Here is a 15,965-nt window from a genome sequence, read left to right as displayed (position 1 = left end):
GGACCTTCCTCGCCGCCCAAGACGCCCGCGTGCGCGAGGCCGCCGAGCTGCTGAAGGTTTCCCCTGACGAGATGATCGCCAGGCTATCGGCCGTGATCGACGAGCGCCGCAAGCTCGAGCGCCAGCTCACCGACGCCAAGCGCGATCTCGCGCTGCGGCCGCGGGCGAGGGCGGCGAGGCGGCTTCCGCCGTGCGTCAAGTCGGCGCCGTCAAATTTCTCGCCCGCACGGTCCAGGGCGTGGCGCCCAAGGATCTGCGCGCTCGTCGACGACGCCAAGCAGCAGGTGGGTTCGGGCGGTGTTGCGTGATCGGCGTCAGCGACGAAGGCAAGGCCGGGCTTGTCGTCGGCGTCACCGCCGACCTGACGGACACCCATGATGCCCGGGAGCTGGTCCGTGTCGGCGCCGAGGCCCTGGGCGGCAAAGGCGGCGGCGGCCGGCCCGATCTGGCTCAGGCCGGCGGTCCCGACGGGGAGCGCGCCGATCAGCGCCTCGAGGCGATTGCTGCGGCACTCGGCGGCGCTCCGGAGGCCAAGCGTAGCGCGGGGCTCGCCTAAGCCATGGCGGCGGGAACCGTCTGGCGCAACTGGCGCAGAAAAGTCCACGACATTCTGGAGGTGGGCGGCGACGCCCATCCTGCGGCCCACGCGGTCACCGGCTTCATCGTTGTCCTCATCGTCCTGAACGCCATCGCCTTCGCCGCCGAGACCGTCGACGATCTCGCCGAGCACTACCAGGTCTACTTCCAGGCGTTCAACGTCTTCTCGGTGATCGTCTTCTCCATCGAATATGCGTTGCGCGTGTGGAGCTGCGTCGAGATCCCGATGCTGAGCCGCATGACGCCGTGGCGCGCGCGGCTCAAATTCGCCACCCGGCCGATGATGATCATCGACCTGCTCGCCTTCGCCCCCTGGTATGTGCATTGGATCTACCCCATCGACTTGCGCGTACTCCGGGTGTTCCGCCTGTTCCGGCTGCTCAAGCTAGTGCGCTATTCGCCGGCCTTGCAGACCTTGGGGCGGGTGTTGGCCGACGAGTATCGCGCGCTGCTCGGCGCCCTGCTCATAATGCTGGTGCTGCTGCTGTTCGCCTCCACCGGCATCTATTTCCTCGAACGCACGGCGCAGCCGGAGGTTTTCGATTCCATTCCGTCCGCCGCCTGGTGGGCGCTCGCCACGCTGACGACGGTCGGCTATGGCGACGTCGTGCCGATCACGCCGCTTGGCAAGCTTCTCGGCGGCGTGGTGATGTTGCTCGGCGTCGGCATGTTCGCCCTGCCGATCGCCATCATCGCCACCGGCTTCAGCCAGGAGGCGAACCGCCATCAATTCGTGGTGACGTGGAGCATGGTCGCCCGCGTGCCGCTCTTCGCCACGATGGATCAGAGCGAGATCGCCGAGGTCACCAAGCTGCTTTATACGCGAAACTACATGCCCGGCGTGCCCATGGTGCGGACCGGCGACTCCGGCGACGGCATGTATCTGATTGCCAGTGGCGAGGCCCAAGTCGACGTCGGCGCCGGCAAGCATCGCGTGCTCAAAGAGGGCGACTTCTTCGGCGAGATGGCACTCCTGGAGCACCGCCGACACAAGCACGACGTTGTCGCCAGGACCCGATGCCGGGTCTACGTGCTCGACAGCCAGGCCTTGGCGCGCCTCACACGCCGGCATCCCGAGATCCTGAGCCGTATCCGCAAAGTGGCGAAGGCGCGTCGGGAGGTCGATGCGGCGATTGCCAGCCCGGATGGACCGAAGACGCCGCGGGCGTCGAAAACGTCAAAGCGGAGCGCCAAGACTCAAAGCTGAGCCTTGAGCGTCGCGCCGCGCCTCGAGCTGAGTGCGGGCCGGCTCTTAAGCCGCGGCGCGCCCGGTCATGGCGTTGCGCAGATTCTCCTCGACCTTGTCGATGAAGCCGCTGGTCGACAGCCAGGCCTGGTCGGCGCCAACGAGGAGCGCGAGGTCCTTGGTCATCGACCCGGACTGTCGTCGCCACCACGACCTTCTCGAGGGTCTCGGCGAAGCGGAGCAGCGCGTCATTGCCGTCGAGCTTGGCGCGGTGCTGCGCGCGCTCCAGGCGAAGATCGATGCGGTGGAATTGGTCGAGGTCGCGCGGCCTTGCTCATGCTGACGGAAGTGGCGCGTGACCGTGCCGTGGGCCGCCTCGGCCAGCACGGTCTTGCCGTCGGGCGTCATCAGCACGGACGTCATCAGTCCGAGCGAGCCGAAGCCTTGCGCCACCGTGTCGGACTGCACGTCGCCGTCGTAATTCTTGCAAGCCCACACATAGCCGCCCGACCATTTCAGCGCCGCCGCCACCATGTCGTCGATGAGCCGATGCTCGTAGGTGAGCCCGCGCGCCTCGAACTCGGGCTTGAACTCGGTCTCGTAGATCTCGGCGAACAGATCCTTGAAGCGGCCGTCATAGGCCTTGAGGATGGTGTTCTTGGTGGAGAGATAGACCGGCATGTTCCGGTTGAGCCCGTAATTGAGCGAGGCCCGCGCGAAGTCGCGGATCGAATCGTCGAGATTGAACATGCCGAGCGCGATGCCCGAGCCCTCGAAGGCATGCACCTCCTGTTCGATGCGGGTGCCGTCCTCGCCGACGAAGCTGATGGTGAGCTTGCCCTTGCCCGGCACGAGAAAGTCGACCGCGCGGTAGATGTCGCCATAGGCGTGACGGCCGATGATGATTGGCTTGGTCCAGCCGGGCACCAGCCGCGGCACGTTCTTGCAGATGATCGGCTCGCGGAAGATCACCCCGCCGAGGATGTTGCGGATGGTGCCGTTCGGCGACCGCCACATCTTCTTACCGAACTCCTCGACGCGCGCCTCGTCCGGCGTGATGGTGGCGCATTTCACCCCGACGCCGCAGTCCCGGATGGCGTGGGCGGCATCGATGGTCACCTGGTCGTCGGTCGCGTCGCGATTCTCGATGCTGAGATCAAACTCGAGAAGCGGCAGCTCGAGATGGGGCTCGATCAGCTTGTCCTTGATCATCTGCCAGATGACGCGGGTCATCTCGTCGCCATTGAGGTCGGCGATCGGGTTTTGCACCTTGATTTTGTCCACGCACAAGTCTCCGGGTGAAAGGGTAGGCCGGGAAGGGAAGGGGCCGCCTCGAGACGCGGCGTCGCCGCCGCCCCCATTGCGGCAGGCCGCCCCCTATAGCATCGTGCCGCCATGATGAAAGCAAATGCCGGAAGCGGCAAGCATGCGGGCGACAATGACGCGGGAGGCGCGCCGGATGGGACGCTTTTGGCGCCGGCGATCGTCCTCGTCAACCCGCAGCTCGGGGAGAATATCGGTTTCGCCGCGCGGCCATGGCCAATTTCGGGCTCAAGGACTTGCGCCTGGTGGCCCCCCGGGACGGCTGGCCCAACGACAAGGCACATGCCGCCGCCGCCGGGGCCGCGGCGCTGGTGGAGGATGCGCGGGTCTTCGACAGCGTCGAGGCGGCGATCGGCGATCTCCATTACGTGCTGGCCACGACCGCACGTCCCCGGGAGATGGTGAAGCAGGTGCTGAGCCCGGAGACGGCCGCCGGCACGCTGCACGCGCGCGCCTTGGACGCCCAGCGCACCGGCGTGATGTTTGGGGCCGAGCGCAGCGGGCTCGATAACGATGCCATCGTGCTCGCCGACGCGATCCTCACCGCGCCGGTCAGTCCCGACTTCGCCTCTCTGAGCCTGCCCCAGGCCGTGCTCCTGCTGTCCTATGAATGGTTGAAGTGCCAGCGGCCCGAGGCGCTGGGACGCGCCACGGCGTTCGACGGGCCGGCCATGGAGGGCACGGCGGCGCCGGACACGCGGCCAGCCACGCGGGCCGAGCTTTTCGGTCTCTTCGATCACCTGGAGAGCGAACTCGACCGGGCCGGCTTCCTCAAGCCGCCAGAGAAGCGGCCTTCCATGGTGCGCTCCATTCGCAATATGTTCCACCGCATGGGAGCGACCGATCAGGATGTCCGCACTTGGCGTGGGATCGTGGCGGCGCTCACCAGACGCTAGGCCGGTCGAGGGGATAAACTGTCATCATTCCGCCCCGTTTCTCCTATTGCGATGGGGCCTAACGATGCTAGCTTCCGCCGCGGTAAGAAGAGAGGCAGTCGATGAAAGTTGCGTGGATTCAGTTGGGCGGGGCCGCTTGCGCCGCGGTGTTGACGGTGCTTGCGAGCGCCCCGGTTCGAGCCGCTGACAGCACGCCCGGCGTGACCGCGGTTGCCGCCGAGGAGCTCGACAAGCGCAGCAAGCAAGCTCAGGAAGAGCAAGGCGAAGGCAAGGGCATGAGCGACAGCGCCGTGCGCGTGCTGATGACCTATGCCTTTTCCATCATCCCCGAGCAGTCCACCGACCCGGACGGCAAGGTGATCACCACCGACAAGTCCGACCCCAACAAGTTCCTAATTCCCAATGACGCGGCCCGCCGCGTGATCCGCGCCGCCACCCGGACGGCCTATGCCGAGGTGTGCGAGATCCCCGAGCTCGGGCGGGCGAATTTCGAGACCATGATGAAGGGCGAGGAGGCCCGGAAGACCTGGACCCCCGAGCAGCTGCAGATGATCAGGGCGCTGCACGTCTTCTCGGTCTCCTATTTCACCGGCAATATCAAGATCACGGCCAAGGAAGAGCCGGCCGACCCGGCCGGGAAGGACGCCGGCGCCGCGGCAGAAGCGGGGGCAGGGGACGCCGCCGCCGCTGACGACGCCGAAAGCACCACCAGGATCATTTCCGCCGAGGCGCCCAATTGCCCGGAAGCCCAGAAGCAGAAGGTAACGGCCGCCATCAACGCCTATGTTCAGGGCGCCCAGGCCAAGCCATAGGGGCTATGGGCCATTTTGGCCCCGGGGGGGCCTGCGAAGCTCAATTGACAGTTTCCAAGCATTCCGTGTAACAGAACGGTCAAAGCCCGAGAGTCTTGTGGAGAGTCTTGGGCTTTGGGGATCGCCGGAACGGCTCTGGCGGCCCGATACAACCACCACCCATGGGTTTTTGCGGCAGGCGCGGGAAGACCGACCGCGGAAAGCCGATTTGGCTTTGGAGTCTTAGGGCATGACGAAACGCATTCACGCCAAGCACAAAATCGACCGGAGGCTCGGCGAGAATATCTGGGGCCGGCCTAAGAGCCCCCAGAACAAGCGCGAATACGGACCTGGCGAGCACGGCCAGCGCCGCCGCGGCAAGCTGTCCGACTACGGCCAGCAGCTCAGGGCCAAGCAGAAGCTCAAGGGCTATTATGGCAACATCACCGAGAAGCAGTTCAAGTCGATCTATCACGAGGCCTCGCGGCTCCGCGGCGATACCTCCGAGAAGCTGATCGGCCTGCTGGAGCGCCGCCTGGACGCCATCGTCTATCGCGCCAAGTTCGTCCCCACGGTGTTCGCCGCCCGCCAGTTCGTCTCCCACGGCCATGTGAAGGTCAATGGCAAGCGCGTCACCATCCCGAGCTATCGCTGCCGCGAAGGGGACGTGATTGAGGTGCGCGACAAGTCCAAGGATCAGGGCATGGTGCTGGAAGCCGCACAGAGCTCTGAGCGCGACGTGCCCGACTATATCGACGTCGACCACGGCAAGATGGTCGCCAAGTTCACGCGGACGCCGACCCTGACCGACGTGCCTTACCCGGTCATCATGGAGCCGAACCTCGTCATCGAGTTCTACTCCCGCTAATCCGCGCGGATATCTCTCAGGCAGTTACGTCATGGCCGGGCTTGTCCCGGCCATTCGGTTTTTGGGGCGGTGGAATCGAAAATGCCCGGCGCATCGGCCGGGCATTCACGAAGCTGTCTTTTTGCGCCTAAGCCGTCTCTGCGCTTGAGGGACTAAGCCGTCTGCGTTTGTGCGTTGTTGGCGATGCCCTTGGCGTTGAGCATCTCCTGCAGTTCGCCCGCCTGGAACATCTCCCGCACGATATCGCAGCCGCCGACGAACTCGCCCTTGACGTAAAGCTGCGGCACGGTCGGCCAATTGGAGAAGGCCTTGACGCCCTCGCGCACGCTCATGTCTTGGAGCACGTCGATGTCTTTATACTCGACGCCGAGATGGCCGAGGATCTGGGCAACCTGCATGGAGAAGCCGCATTGCGGCATCTGCTTGTTGCCCTTCATGAACAGCACCACGTCGTTGTCCGCGACCTGCTTGCCGATCCAGTCCTGAACGTCTTGTTCACTCATCGTATCGATCCTTTCTGCCCGCGGGCCTACGGCGCCGCGGTCTTCAGGGCCAGCGCGTGCAGCACGCCGCCCATGTTGCCCTTCAGGGCTCGTAGACCATCTGGTGTTGCTGAACCCGCGACTTGCCGCGGAACGCTTCCGACACGATGTCCGCCGCGTAGTGGTCGCCGTCGCCGGCGAGGTCCTCTATGCGGATTTGGGCGTCGGGGAAGTGCTCCTTGATCATCCGCTCGATATCGTCTGCTGCCATTGCCATTGTCGTTGCTCCTGTTGCGCGCGCCTTGGGCCGATCTTAACCGTGGGCCATGAACCGCGGCAACCAGTCCTCATGCGCCGTCTTGAGCGCGAGCAGGGGTAATGGGGTTTCGCCGTGCAGCGCGATGGCATCGCCCCCGACGGTTCCGAGCACCCTGACCGGCACTTCGGCGACAGCCGCCGCCTTATGAATAGCATCCGCCTTGCCGGGCGAAGCCGCGACCACATAGCGCGCCTGATCCTCGCCGAACCAGGAAGCGTGGGCCGGAAGCCCGCCCGCCGCCGGCTCGAGCGCCACGCCACGATCGCCGGCAAGCGCCATCTCGGCGATAGCCACGAGGACGCCGCCGTCGGAAACGTCATGCACGGAACTCACGGCGCCCGCCTTGATGAGCGCGCGCACCATGTCGCCGGTGCGGCGCTCGGCCCCGAGATCGACAGGCGGGGGTGCGCCCTCCAAGCGGTCCATCATCACCTGCATATAGGTCGATTGGCCGAGATGACCAGCCTCCGCGCCGAGCAGGAGGAGCAGATCGCCGTCTTGTTTCAGGGCGACGGTCGCCATGTCGGCGATATCGGCGATGAGCCCGACGCCGCCGATAGCGGGGGTCGGCGGAATAGCGCCGCCCATGGTCTCGTTGTAGAGCGACACATTGCCGGACACGACCGGGAAGTCGAGCGCCGTGCAGGCCTCGCGCATGCCTTCCACCGCGCCGACGAACTCGCCCATGATCTCGGGCCGCTGCGGATTGCCGAAATTCATGCAGTCGGTGATGGCGAGCGGCACCGCGCCGGTCGCCGTGAGATTGCGCCAGCATTCGGCGATCGCCTGCTTGGCGCCTTCCTGCGGGTCGGCGGCGCAATAGCGCGGCGTCACATCGCAGGAGATGGCGAGGCCTTTCCGCGTGCCGTGCACGCGCACGACCGCCGCATCGCCGCCCGGCCGCTGCACCGTATCGGCCATGACCATGTGATCGTATTGCTCGTAGATCCAGCGGCGCGAGGCGAGGTGAGGGGAGCCCATCAGGCACTCAAGCGCGCCGAGGATGCTGTCCGGCGCCGTCACGTCCTCCGGCGCGATCATCGGAAGTTTCGGGCGGGTCACCCAAGGCCGCTCATAGATCGGCGCGGCATGAGCCAGCGCCGGCAGCGGAATATCCGCCTCCACCACGCCGTTATGACGCACCACCATATGGCCGGTGTCGGTGGTGTGGCCGATCACCGCGAAGTCGAGCGCCCATTTCTCGAAGATGCGCTGGGCGATGGGCTCGGCGCCGGGCTTCAGCACCATGAGCATGCGCTCCTGGCTCTCCGACAGCAGCATCTCGTATGCCGTCATGCCGTCCTCGCGCATCGGCACATGGTCGAGATCGAGCTCGATGCGACGGCCGCCCTTGTCCGCCATCTCCACCGAGGAGGAGGTGAGCCCCGCCGCGCCCATGTCCTGGATGCCGACAATGGCGTCCTCGGCCATGAGTTCCAGGCACGCTTCCAGCAGAAGCTTCTCGGTTGAAGGGGTCGCCACCTGCACCGTGGGGCGCTTCTCCTCCGACGCCTCGTCGAACTCGGCCGACGCCATGGTGGCGCCGTGAATGCCGTCACGCCCCGTCTTTGAGCCCACATAGACCACGGGGAGGCCGACGCCCTTGGCGGCCGAGGTGAAGATGCGGTTCGCGTCGACCAGGCCGACGCACATGGCGTTGACCAGGATGTTGTCGTTGTAGCGCGCGTCGAAATTGGTCTCGCCGCCCACGGTCGGCACGCCCATGCAGTTGCCGTAGTCGCCGATGCCCGACACCACGCCGGCGACGAGATGCCGTGTCTTGGCGTGCTCGGCTGAGCCGAAGCGAAGCGCGTTCATGTTGGCGACGGGCCGCGCGCCCATGGTGAACACGTCGCGCATGATGCCGCCGACGCCGGTCGCCGGCCCCCTGATAGGGCTCGATGTAGACGGGTGGTTGTGGCTCTCCATCTTGAATACCGCCGCCTGGCCGTCTCCGAGATCGACTACGCCGGCATTCTCCCCGGGGCCCATGATCACTTGCGGGCCCGTGGTCGGCAGCCGCTTCAGCCACACGCGCGAGGATTTATAGGAGCAATGCTCCGACCACATCACCGAGAAGATGCCGAGCTCCGTGAGGCTCGGCTCGCGGCCGAGCTCTTTCAGCAGCAGGGTGTACTCCTCCGGCGACAGCCCATGCTCGGCGATGAGCTCGTCCGAGAGGCCTTGCGCTTTCCGGGCCGCCCCGGCGGCGCCGCTCAATGGAGGGTCTCCACCAGGGAGGTGAACATTTTGGCGCCGTCGGTGCCGCTCAAGGCAGCGTCCGCCAGGCGCTCTGGGTGGGGCATCAGCCCCAGCACCGTGCCGGTCTCGTTATAGATGCCGGCGATGTTGCGGCGCGAGCCGTTGGGGTTTTGCCGCCTCCGCCGCGCCGCCCGCCTCGCAATAACGGAAGCCACGCGGTTCTCGCCCTCCAGCCGGTCGAGCGTGTCCTCGTCGGCGAAATAGGCCCCGTCTTTATGGGCGATGGGAATGCGCACCACCTCGCCCTCGGCATAGTGGCGCGCGAAGAGCGTATCGTTGCGCTCCACTTTCAGCATCACGTCCTTGCAGATGAATCGCAGACTGGCGTTGCGCATGAGCACGCCGGGCAGCAGCCCCGACTCGGTGAGCACCTGAAAGCCGTTGCAGATGCCGAGCACCGGCGTACCGGCCTTGGCGCGGGCGACCACCTCGCGCATGACCGGCGAATGGGCCGCCATGGCGCCGGAACGCAAATAATCGCCGTAGGAGAAGCCGCCCGGTAAGACGATGAGATCGCTTTGCGGCAGCTCGGCATCACCGTGCCACACCATCGTAGGCGCCTTGCCCAGCGCGGCCTCGAGCGCCACGGCCGCGTCGCGGTCGCAGTTCGATCCGGGGAAGACGATGACGCTGGCTTTCATGTCGCGGGGGCCTCGGACGGCGAGGCCAGGGATTTACGCCGCCTCGAGTTCATAAGCGTAATTCTCGATGATGGTGTTGGCGAGCAGCTGCTCGCACATGCGCTCGACCTCGCGCGCGCCTTCGCCGGATCGCTCTCGGCCACTTCGACCTCGATATATTTGCCCTGGCGCACATCGCCGGCCGAGCCGAATCCGAGCGCGTGGAGCGCCCCCTCGATTGCCTTGCCTTGGGGATCGAGCACCCCCGGCTTCAGCGTGATGGTGATGCGCGCCTTCATGTCCGTTGCCGTCGCCTCGTCGTGTCTTACTTGGATTGCACCAGCACCGGGCCGCTACGGGTGCGGGTCGGATTGTCCACGTGCAGACCAAGCCGCCGCGCGACCTCCTGATAGGCCTCCACGAGGCCGCCCATGTCGCGGCGGAAGCGGTCCTTGTCGAGCTTGTCCTGAGTCTCGATGTCCCACAACCGGCAGCAGTCCGGCGAGATCTCGTCGGCAAGCACGATCCGCATCTGCTCGCCCTCCCACAGCCGGCCGAACTCGCATTTGAAATCCACGAGCCGAATGCCGACGCCGAGGAACAGCCCCGACAGGAAGTCGTTGATGCGCAGCGCCAGCGACATGACCGTCTCGAGCTCCGGCGGCGTGGCCCAGCCGAAGGCGGTGATATGCTCCTCGGTGACCAGCGGATCGTTGAGCTCGTCCGACTTGTAGTAGAACTCGACGATCGAGCGGGGCAGCATGGTGCCTTCGTCGACGCCCAGCCGGGTCGACAGCGAGCCTGCGGCGACATTGCGGATCACCACTTCGAGCGGGATGATCTCGACCTCGCGGATGAGCTGCTCGCGCATGTTGAGCCGCTTGATGAAATGCGTGGGCACACCGATCTCGCCGAGCTTCTGGAAGAGATATTCGGAGATGCGGTTGTTGAGGACGCCCTTGCCCTCGATCTTGTCGTGCTTCTTGTTGTTGAAGGCGGTGGCGTCGTCCTTGAAATGCTGGACGAGCGTGCCGGGCTCCGGCCCTTCATAGAGGATCTTGGCCTTGCCTTCGTAGACGCGCCGGCGGCGGTTCATATTTAGTTCCTCACTGACTTGGCCCTAGCGACTGACAAACGCCAAACGCGCGGGGAGTGGGAGAGCCCAGGCCGCGCGCAACAAAAAAATCGTCATCGCAGGAATCGGATCAAGAAGTCTAAGCCGACCTTAGCGTAAGGGGCGGGGGGGTACAACGGGCCCAAGGGACGCGGGAGAGGGCGCCACGATTTGTTGATTTTCAGGCGTTTCGGCGCTATCACCCGCCCTTGAGAGGCGGGATTTTCCCCACAATTTCTACGTGCTCAGCCCCGCGCTTGGCGGGGGGCGTTTTGGAGGTGCCGGGCCGATGACGAGCTTTGAAGATCGCGAAAAGAGCTTCGAGAGGAAATTCGCCCTCGACGAGGAACTGAGGTTCAAGTCGACCGCCAGGCGGAACAAGCTGCTTGGGCTGTGGGCGGCCGAGAAGATGGGCCTGTCGGGCGACGACGCGCAATCTTATGCCCGTGAGGTGGTCAAGGCCGACCTGGAAGAGCCCGGCGAGGAGGACGTGTTCCGCAAGATCCGGGCGGATTTCGACGGCAAGGGCGTCGATCAGTCCGATCACCAGATCCGCCATGCCATGGCCGATCTCCTGGCCGAGGCGGTGCGCCAGCTCGAAACCGAAGCCAAGGGGTAGCGCCCCCAAGGGGTAACGCCCCCGCAGGGTCGAAGCCGGAGGGTGAGCGGATGACCGAAGACCGGTTTCGCCAGGCTGCCAAGGCGGGCCGCACGCTGTTCAACGGCTGGCTGACGCTGAACAACCCGTTCCTGATCGAGCTGATCGGCGAGGCGGGTTGGGACTGCGTTACCATCGACCAGCAGCATGGGCTCGGCGGCAACGAGGCGCTGCTGGCTTGCCTGACGGCGGCGAAGGCCGCACGCCTCCCGGCCATCGTCCGGGTCGCCAACAACGATCCCGGCCTCGTGGGCCGGGCGCTCGATGCCGGCGCGCAGGGCATCATGTGTCCCCTCATCAACGGTGTGGACGACGCGGAGGCTTTCGTGCGCGCGGTGAAATATCCGCCCCGGGGCTTGCGCAGCTGGGGCCCGTATCGCGCCAAGCTCGGCCATGAGGGCGACTATTTCACCACCGCCAACGCCTTCACCATCGCCTGCCCGCAGATCGAGACCAAGGGCGCGCTCGATCAGCTCGACGATATTCTCGGGCTCGATGGGGTGGACATGGTCTGCCTCGGCCCCAACGACCTGTCGGTGGGCCTCACCGGCCGCCTCGACATCTGGGCGCCCGAGGTCCAGGAGGCGATGACTCTGGTCTTGAGGAAAGCCCGCGAGAAGTCTGTGATGACTCTGATTTTCGCCAACGACGTGGCCTTCGCCAAGCCACGCGTCGCCGAGGGCTGGGACGTTGTCGCCATCGGCACCGACGCCGGCTGGTTCGCCGCCGCCGCCGCCGCAACCCGCGCCGAAGTTGAATCGGCCTCTTAGCGCGCGCGGCCTAGCACCTTCAAACGAATCACCTCTTCGGCGCGCGCGAGCACCCGTTGCATCCTTGCATCATGCGGAAGCCCGAGAGGGGCGATCCGCACTCGGAGGCTGACGCTGCCCGCGCCATGTGCGAGAATACTTGCACGGACTGATTTGGGGGACGCGGCATGGGACCTTCGATCCGGCTGTTCATAACGATGGCGGCCGGCCTTGTGGCTGGACTAGTGATGGCCTCGGGCACGGCCCAGGCCCTGGAGGCGACGACCACGTCGGCGCTGTCCCTCCGGGAAGGGCCGGGCACTGGCTATGCCAGGCTTCTCACCATGCCCGCGGGCGCGCGGGTTCAGGTGAAGGGCTGCCGGGACGGCTGGTGCACGGTGAACTATGACGGCTATGCCGGCTATGCGAGCCAGAGCGGGCTTTTGCGGCGCGCGGCCCGCGGCGAGGTCGTCGAGCCGGAGATCTGGCCGATCTACCCGCCTTATCCCTATCGGGCCGGCCACTATCCGAAGGTGGACTGGTACGACGACATGCCGCCCTACACGGCGATCTCGCCCAGCTTCTACCGCAAGCGCTTCTTCATGATGGCGCAGGAGCGCAACCGTTACCGCTACATGCCGCATATCTTCAGCGGCCATGGCGGCGACGGCTATTACGGCGGCGACATAAAGTGAGGCGCGGCTAGCCGAACACGCGGGCGAAGAGGTCGTCCACGTGCTTGGTGTGATAGCCGAGGTCGAACTGGTCGCGGATCACGTCGGCCGAGAGCGCACGTGTCACGTCCGGATCGGCCAGCAACTCCTCCTGGAAGTCCTTGCCCTCCTGCCACACCTTCATGGCGTTGCGCTGCACGAGGCGATAGGCGTCCTCGCGGCTGACGCCCGCATTGGTCAACGCCAGCAGCACGCGCTGTGAATGAATGAGCCCGCCGAGGCGGTCCATGTTGGCGCGCATGCGCTCCGGATAGACCACCAGATTCTTGATGATGCCGGTGAGGCGGTGGAGCGCGAAATCGAGCGTCACCGTGGCATCGGGCCCGATCATCCGCTCCACGGAGGAGTGGGAGATATCCCGCTCGTGCCACAGCGCCACGTCCTCGAAGGCCGGCATGGCGTAAGCGCGCACGATACGGGCGAGCCCGGTCAAATTTTCTGACAGGACCGGGTTGCGCTTATGGGGCATGGCCGATGAGCCTTTCTGCCCGGCGCTGAAAAATTCCTCGGCCTCCAGCACCTCGGTCCGCTGCAAATGGCGGATCTCCGTGGCGAGCCGCTCCACCGAACTCGCCACTACCGCCAGCGTGGCAAAATAGGCGGCGTGACGATCCCGCGGCACCACTTGCGTGGAGATCGGCTCGGGCTTCAGCCCCAGTTTCTTCGCCACATAGGCTTCGACCCGGGGGTCCACATGGGCGAACGTGCCGACGGCGCCCGAGATGGCGCAGGTCGCCACCTCCTCGCGGGCCGTCACCATGCGCTGCTTGGCGCGGGCGAACTCCGCGTAGGCCACCGCCAGCTTCAGCCCGAACGTGGTGGGCTCCGCATGGATGCCGTGACTGCGGCCCACGGTGATCGTGTCCTTGTGCTCGTAGGCGCGGGGTCTGAGTGCCTCCAACAGGGCGTCGAGATCGGCGATGAGGATGTCGGCTGCCTGCACGAGCTGCACGTTGAAGCAGGTGTCGAGTACGTCGGAGGAGGTGAGGCCCGCATGCAGGAAGCGCGCTTCCGGGCCCACATGCTCGGCCACGGAGGTGAGGAAGGCGATGACGTCGTGCTTCACCTCCCGCTCAATGGCGTCGATCCGGTCGATGTCGAAGCCGCCGCGCTTCTTGGCCACCTCGGCCGCCTCCTTGGGGATCAGGCCGAGCTCGGCCATGGCCTCGGCGGCGTAGATCTCGATGCGAAGCCAGATGCGGAAGCGGGTCTCGGGCTCCCAGATCTGAGCCATCTCGGAGCGGCTATAGCGCGGGATCATGGAAGTGGCGGTGCCTTTCCCCGGAAGAACTCCGGCGAGCGGAAGGTCTAGCAGAGCGCGCGGACGCGCTCAAACCTCGGTGATGTCAACGCGCACGAGCCTCGGAAGCCAACAGCCTCAAATCTCGACCGTTTTGGGCTCCCGCGGGCCGAACACGGCGACATAGATCGCCGCGGCCACGGCGAGTGCGGCATAGGCCGGACGCGGCGGGATCAGCATGTCGAGCAGGAACGTATAGAAGTCGTTGAGCGAGGCCAGATACATCCCCGACAGCGACCAGTCTTGCTGGCTCGGGTAGATGGCGTGGATGTAGATGAAGCGGAGTAGGCCGCCGAAGCTGCAAAAGGCCACGATGAAGATGAACAAGGCGAACAGCGTGCGGACGAGGAACCCGCGTCTGGCGGCGAAGCGCTGACACCACCACGTCACGAGCGCCGCGAGCAGGCCGGCGAAACCCACGATGCGCACCGTGTGTTGGGTCTGGGTGTTCATCACCGTGTTCATGTAGTCGCCGATGATCAGCGCCCACATGGACACGCCGATGACGATGGCGAAGGCGGCGGCGAGCACGAAGCCGACCACCTTGGTAAAAGTCACTTTTTCCATTGCCGCTCGATTCCCCTCAAAGCCCCTCGGCCGGTGAGACTATGCAAGGGAAACGGCCCGGGGGCAATCCGCGACAGGCGCAAACCCTTGCCGCTCTCCCTGGTTTATGGTCCGATCCGCCGCCCGTGACCCAAGGGAGGCTGTCTCAATCATGGCATTCGACGATCTCAAGGCCGAACTCGCGCTTCTCATCAACCAGATGGAGAATCAGCCCGAGGACAGACACGAGCTCTATTTGCAGATTCGCGAGAGGCTCAACGAAATGCGCGCCTTCGGCATGCCGCTACCCGAGGATCTGGTGAAATTCGAGGAGGAACTCGAAGCTCAGTTCAAGGCGGAGGAGAAAGCCGCCAAGAAATAGGCGTCAGCCCGCGGGCGAGGGGGTCTCGTCGCCGATTTCCTCATAGGCGCCGTCCGACCAGCGATAGACGGCGTAAGGCGGCAGGTTCGGGTCGCCTTTCTCGTTGAACTTGAATTTCCCGATCACCGTATCGAACTCGTTGTCGTTGAGCGCCTTGACCACGGCGGCGGCGTCCGTCGAGCCGGCCTTCTCCGCCGCCTCCTTCCAGGCCTGGATCGCCGCGTAGTGTAGAGCACGTACTTCCGGCTCGATGCCCTTCTCCTTGAAGCGGGCGACCACCTCGGCGGCGGCGGGGTTCTTGCGCGGGTCGGGTGAGAAGGTCATCAGCGTGCCTTCGCCGGCCGGCCCGGTGATCGACCAATATTCCTGGGTGATGAGCGCATCGCCGCCCATGAGGATCGTGTCCATGCCCTGGTCGCGCATCTGCCGCGCGATGAGGCCAGCCTCGGTGTGGTAGCCTCCGACGAACAGCACGTCGACATCCGCCTGCTTGAGCTTGGACACGAGCGCCGAATAATCCTTTTCGCCGGCCGTATAGGACTCCGCCAGCACCTCCTGCTTGCCGTCCGCGTTCAGCGCCTTCTTGACCTCCTCGGCCAAGCCTTTGCCGTAGGCCGTCTTGTCGTCGATGATGGCGATGTTCTTGTCGCCGAAATGCTTGGCGAGATAGGCGCCGGCGATGCTGCCTTGCTGATCGTCGCGGCCGCACACGCGATAGATGTTCGGCCCGGCGCGGTTGTCGGTGAGCGCCGGATTCGTGGAGGCGGGCGAGATCTGCACCAGGTTGCTCTCCGCATAGACCTGGGACGCGGGGATCGACGAGCCGGAGCAGTAATGCCCGGCGACCAGCGCCACCTTGTCGCCGGCCATCTGGTTGGCGACCGCCACGGCCTGTTTCGGATCGCAAGCGTCGTCGCCGACCTCGAGTTCGAGCGTTTTGCCGAGCACGCCGCCGGCTTCGTTGATGTCGGCCACGGCCAGATCGGCGCCGTTCTTCATCTGCGCGCCGAAGGAGGCGTATTGACCCGTCACCGGCCCGACCACGGCGATCGTCGTAGTGTTGGCGTCGTCCTCGCCGTTGCAGCTCGCGAGCACACGCCCGCAACGACGGCAACGATCAGCCCGGCCATGCGCATCA

The 15,965-nt window shown here is 65.5% G+C and carries 17 protein-coding genes and 3 pseudogenes; 10 read left to right on the top strand and 10 right to left on the bottom strand.

Annotated elements, in window-relative coordinates; all coding sequences use genetic code 11:
* From AUC69_RS18580 to AUC69_RS10665, 3 genes and pseudogenes are all read left to right on the top strand, one after another.
* Positions 1 to 308 (top strand): annotated as a pseudogene (locus tag AUC69_RS18580) (alanine--tRNA ligase); the annotation flags it as partial.
* Positions 305 to 556, top strand: a complete 252-nt coding sequence (locus AUC69_RS16385) for a DHHA1 domain-containing protein (RefSeq protein WP_069442132.1) — start codon at positions 305 to 307, stop codon at positions 554 to 556. The pseudogene AUC69_RS18580 and the gene AUC69_RS16385, both read left to right, overlap by 4 nt.
* 3 nt (positions 557 to 559) lie before the next feature.
* The gene (locus AUC69_RS10665; protein WP_069442131.1) at positions 560 to 1,804 is read left to right on the top strand and encodes a cyclic nucleotide-gated ion channel; all 1,245 of its coding nucleotides are present in this window, start codon (positions 560 to 562) and stop codon (positions 1,802 to 1,804) included.
* A gap of 45 nt (positions 1,805 to 1,849) precedes the next feature.
* On the opposite strand, the gene AUC69_RS10660 is transcribed toward AUC69_RS10665, so the two are convergent.
* A complete protein-coding gene (locus AUC69_RS10660) occupies positions 1,850 to 3,067 on the bottom strand; it encodes an NADP-dependent isocitrate dehydrogenase (protein WP_244500210.1) in 1,218 nt (405 codons plus the stop codon).
* 251 nt (positions 3,068 to 3,318) lie between these two features.
* Here AUC69_RS10660 and AUC69_RS10655 point away from each other — a divergent pair, with 251 nt between their 5' ends.
* The 3 genes from AUC69_RS10655 to rpsD all read left to right on the top strand — a co-directional run bounded on the left by AUC69_RS10655 (position 3,319) and on the right by rpsD (position 5,661).
* On the top strand, positions 3,319 to 4,002 hold the full coding sequence (locus AUC69_RS10655) for an RNA methyltransferase (protein WP_244500209.1): 684 nt from the start codon (positions 3,319 to 3,321) through the stop codon (positions 4,000 to 4,002).
* A 101-nt stretch (positions 4,003 to 4,103) separates the two neighbouring features.
* The gene (locus AUC69_RS10650) at positions 4,104 to 4,814 is read left to right on the top strand and encodes a hypothetical protein (protein WP_141700739.1); all 711 of its coding nucleotides are present in this window, start codon (positions 4,104 to 4,106) and stop codon (positions 4,812 to 4,814) included.
* A 229-nt stretch (positions 4,815 to 5,043) separates the two neighbouring features.
* Complete coding sequence (rpsD, locus tag AUC69_RS10645; protein WP_069442129.1) at positions 5,044 to 5,661, top strand: 30S ribosomal protein S4; 618 nt, start codon at positions 5,044 to 5,046, stop codon at positions 5,659 to 5,661.
* A 152-nt stretch (positions 5,662 to 5,813) separates the two neighbouring features.
* On the opposite strand, the gene grxD is transcribed toward rpsD, so the two are convergent.
* The 6 genes and pseudogenes from grxD to purC form a co-directional block, all read right to left on the bottom strand.
* Complete coding sequence (grxD, locus tag AUC69_RS10640; RefSeq protein ID WP_069442128.1) at positions 5,814 to 6,164, bottom strand: Grx4 family monothiol glutaredoxin; 351 nt, start codon at positions 6,162 to 6,164, stop codon at positions 5,814 to 5,816.
* Between the two features lie 26 nt (positions 6,165 to 6,190).
* Positions 6,191 to 6,420 (bottom strand): annotated as a pseudogene (locus AUC69_RS10635) (BolA/IbaG family iron-sulfur metabolism protein).
* Positions 6,421 to 6,456: 36 nt separating this feature from the next.
* Positions 6,457 to 8,682 (bottom strand): phosphoribosylformylglycinamidine synthase subunit PurL, encoded by a 2,226-nt coding sequence (gene purL, locus AUC69_RS10630; RefSeq protein ID WP_069442127.1) that lies wholly within the window; start codon positions 8,680 to 8,682, stop codon positions 6,457 to 6,459.
* Positions 8,679 to 9,365, bottom strand: coding sequence for a phosphoribosylformylglycinamidine synthase subunit PurQ (gene purQ, locus AUC69_RS10625; RefSeq protein WP_069442126.1), 687 nt, complete (start codon positions 9,363 to 9,365; stop codon positions 8,679 to 8,681). The genes purL and purQ overlap by 4 nt, the downstream gene beginning before the upstream one ends.
* Before the next feature lie 33 nt (positions 9,366 to 9,398).
* Positions 9,399 to 9,643 (bottom strand): annotated as a pseudogene (purS, locus tag AUC69_RS10620) (phosphoribosylformylglycinamidine synthase subunit PurS).
* Between the two features lie 26 nt (positions 9,644 to 9,669).
* Complete coding sequence (purC, locus tag AUC69_RS10615) at positions 9,670 to 10,440, bottom strand: phosphoribosylaminoimidazolesuccinocarboxamide synthase (RefSeq protein ID WP_069442125.1); 771 nt, start codon at positions 10,438 to 10,440, stop codon at positions 9,670 to 9,672.
* Between the two features lie 307 nt (positions 10,441 to 10,747).
* On the opposite strand from purC, the gene AUC69_RS10610 reads away from it, so the two are divergent.
* The 3 genes from AUC69_RS10610 (at position 10,748) to AUC69_RS10600 (ending at position 12,560) form a co-directional block, all read left to right on the top strand.
* Positions 10,748 to 11,077 (top strand): DUF1476 domain-containing protein, encoded by a 330-nt coding sequence (locus AUC69_RS10610; RefSeq protein ID WP_069442124.1) that lies wholly within the window; start codon positions 10,748 to 10,750, stop codon positions 11,075 to 11,077.
* A 50-nt stretch (positions 11,078 to 11,127) separates the two neighbouring features.
* On the top strand, positions 11,128 to 11,886 hold the full coding sequence (locus AUC69_RS10605) for an HpcH/HpaI aldolase family protein (protein ID WP_069442123.1): 759 nt from the start codon (positions 11,128 to 11,130) through the stop codon (positions 11,884 to 11,886).
* Between the two features lie 167 nt (positions 11,887 to 12,053).
* Positions 12,054 to 12,560 (top strand): SH3 domain-containing protein, encoded by a 507-nt coding sequence (locus AUC69_RS10600; RefSeq protein WP_083239330.1) that lies wholly within the window; start codon positions 12,054 to 12,056, stop codon positions 12,558 to 12,560.
* Positions 12,561 to 12,567: 7 nt separating this feature from the next.
* Here AUC69_RS10600 and purB read toward each other — a convergent pair whose 3' ends face one another.
* A complete protein-coding gene (gene purB, locus AUC69_RS10595; protein WP_069442121.1) occupies positions 12,568 to 13,860 on the bottom strand; it encodes an adenylosuccinate lyase in 1,293 nt (430 codons plus the stop codon).
* A 117-nt stretch (positions 13,861 to 13,977) separates the two neighbouring features.
* Positions 13,978 to 14,466: a hypothetical protein gene (locus AUC69_RS10590; protein ID WP_069442120.1), complete on the bottom strand. Its 489-nt coding sequence runs from the start codon at positions 14,464 to 14,466 to the stop codon at positions 13,978 to 13,980.
* A 151-nt stretch (positions 14,467 to 14,617) separates the two neighbouring features.
* Between AUC69_RS10590 and AUC69_RS10585 the strand changes: the two genes are divergently transcribed.
* Positions 14,618 to 14,827 (top strand): hypothetical protein, encoded by a 210-nt coding sequence (locus tag AUC69_RS10585; protein ID WP_069442119.1) that lies wholly within the window; start codon positions 14,618 to 14,620, stop codon positions 14,825 to 14,827.
* A gap of 3 nt (positions 14,828 to 14,830) precedes the next feature.
* On the opposite strand, the gene AUC69_RS10580 is transcribed toward AUC69_RS10585, so the two are convergent.
* The gene (locus AUC69_RS10580) at positions 14,831 to 15,826 is read right to left on the bottom strand and encodes a branched-chain amino acid ABC transporter substrate-binding protein (RefSeq protein WP_342018573.1); all 996 of its coding nucleotides are present in this window, start codon (positions 15,824 to 15,826) and stop codon (positions 14,831 to 14,833) included.
* Between the last annotated feature and the right edge of the window lie 139 nt (positions 15,827 to 15,965).

The organism is Methyloceanibacter superfactus (genome assembly GCF_001723305.1).
Taxonomy (GTDB): Bacteria; Pseudomonadota; Alphaproteobacteria; order Rhizobiales; family Methyloligellaceae; genus Methyloceanibacter; species Methyloceanibacter superfactus.
Note: the sequence above shows the minus strand (reverse complement) of the source record. Positions and strands in the feature narration are given on the sequence as shown.

Bases quoted from the DNA above. Each gene is read 5' to 3' on its own strand.
- grxD (WP_069442128.1), bottom strand. From the start codon at position 6,164: ATGAGTGAACAAGACGTTCAGGACTGGATCGGCAAGCAGGTCGCGGAC.
- AUC69_RS10650 (WP_141700739.1), top strand. From the start codon at position 4,104: ATGAAAGTTGCGTGGATTCAGTTGGGCGGGGCCGCTTGCGCCGCGGTG.
- AUC69_RS10585 (WP_069442119.1), top strand. From the start codon at position 14,618: ATGGCATTCGACGATCTCAAGGCCGAACTCGCGCTTCTCATCAACCAG.
- AUC69_RS10655 (WP_244500209.1), top strand. From the start codon at position 3,319: ATGGCCAATTTCGGGCTCAAGGACTTGCGCCTGGTGGCCCCCCGGGAC.
- AUC69_RS10600 (WP_083239330.1), top strand. From the start codon at position 12,054: ATGGGACCTTCGATCCGGCTGTTCATAACGATGGCGGCCGGCCTTGTG.
- purB (WP_069442121.1), bottom strand. From the start codon at position 13,860: ATGATCCCGCGCTATAGCCGCTCCGAGATGGCTCAGATCTGGGAGCCC.
- AUC69_RS10665 (WP_069442131.1), top strand. From the start codon at position 560: ATGGCGGCGGGAACCGTCTGGCGCAACTGGCGCAGAAAAGTCCACGAC.
- AUC69_RS10590 (WP_069442120.1), bottom strand. From the start codon at position 14,466: ATGGAAAAAGTGACTTTTACCAAGGTGGTCGGCTTCGTGCTCGCCGCC.
- AUC69_RS10605 (WP_069442123.1), top strand. From the start codon at position 11,128: ATGACCGAAGACCGGTTTCGCCAGGCTGCCAAGGCGGGCCGCACGCTG.
- rpsD (WP_069442129.1), top strand. From the start codon at position 5,044: ATGACGAAACGCATTCACGCCAAGCACAAAATCGACCGGAGGCTCGGC.
- purQ (WP_069442126.1), bottom strand. From the start codon at position 9,365: ATGAAAGCCAGCGTCATCGTCTTCCCCGGATCGAACTGCGACCGCGAC.
- AUC69_RS10580 (WP_342018573.1), bottom strand. From the start codon at position 15,826: ATGAAGAACGGCGCCGATCTGGCCGTGGCCGACATCAACGAAGCCGGC.
- purC (WP_069442125.1), bottom strand. From the start codon at position 10,440: ATGAACCGCCGCCGGCGCGTCTACGAAGGCAAGGCCAAGATCCTCTAT.
- AUC69_RS10610 (WP_069442124.1), top strand. From the start codon at position 10,748: ATGACGAGCTTTGAAGATCGCGAAAAGAGCTTCGAGAGGAAATTCGCC.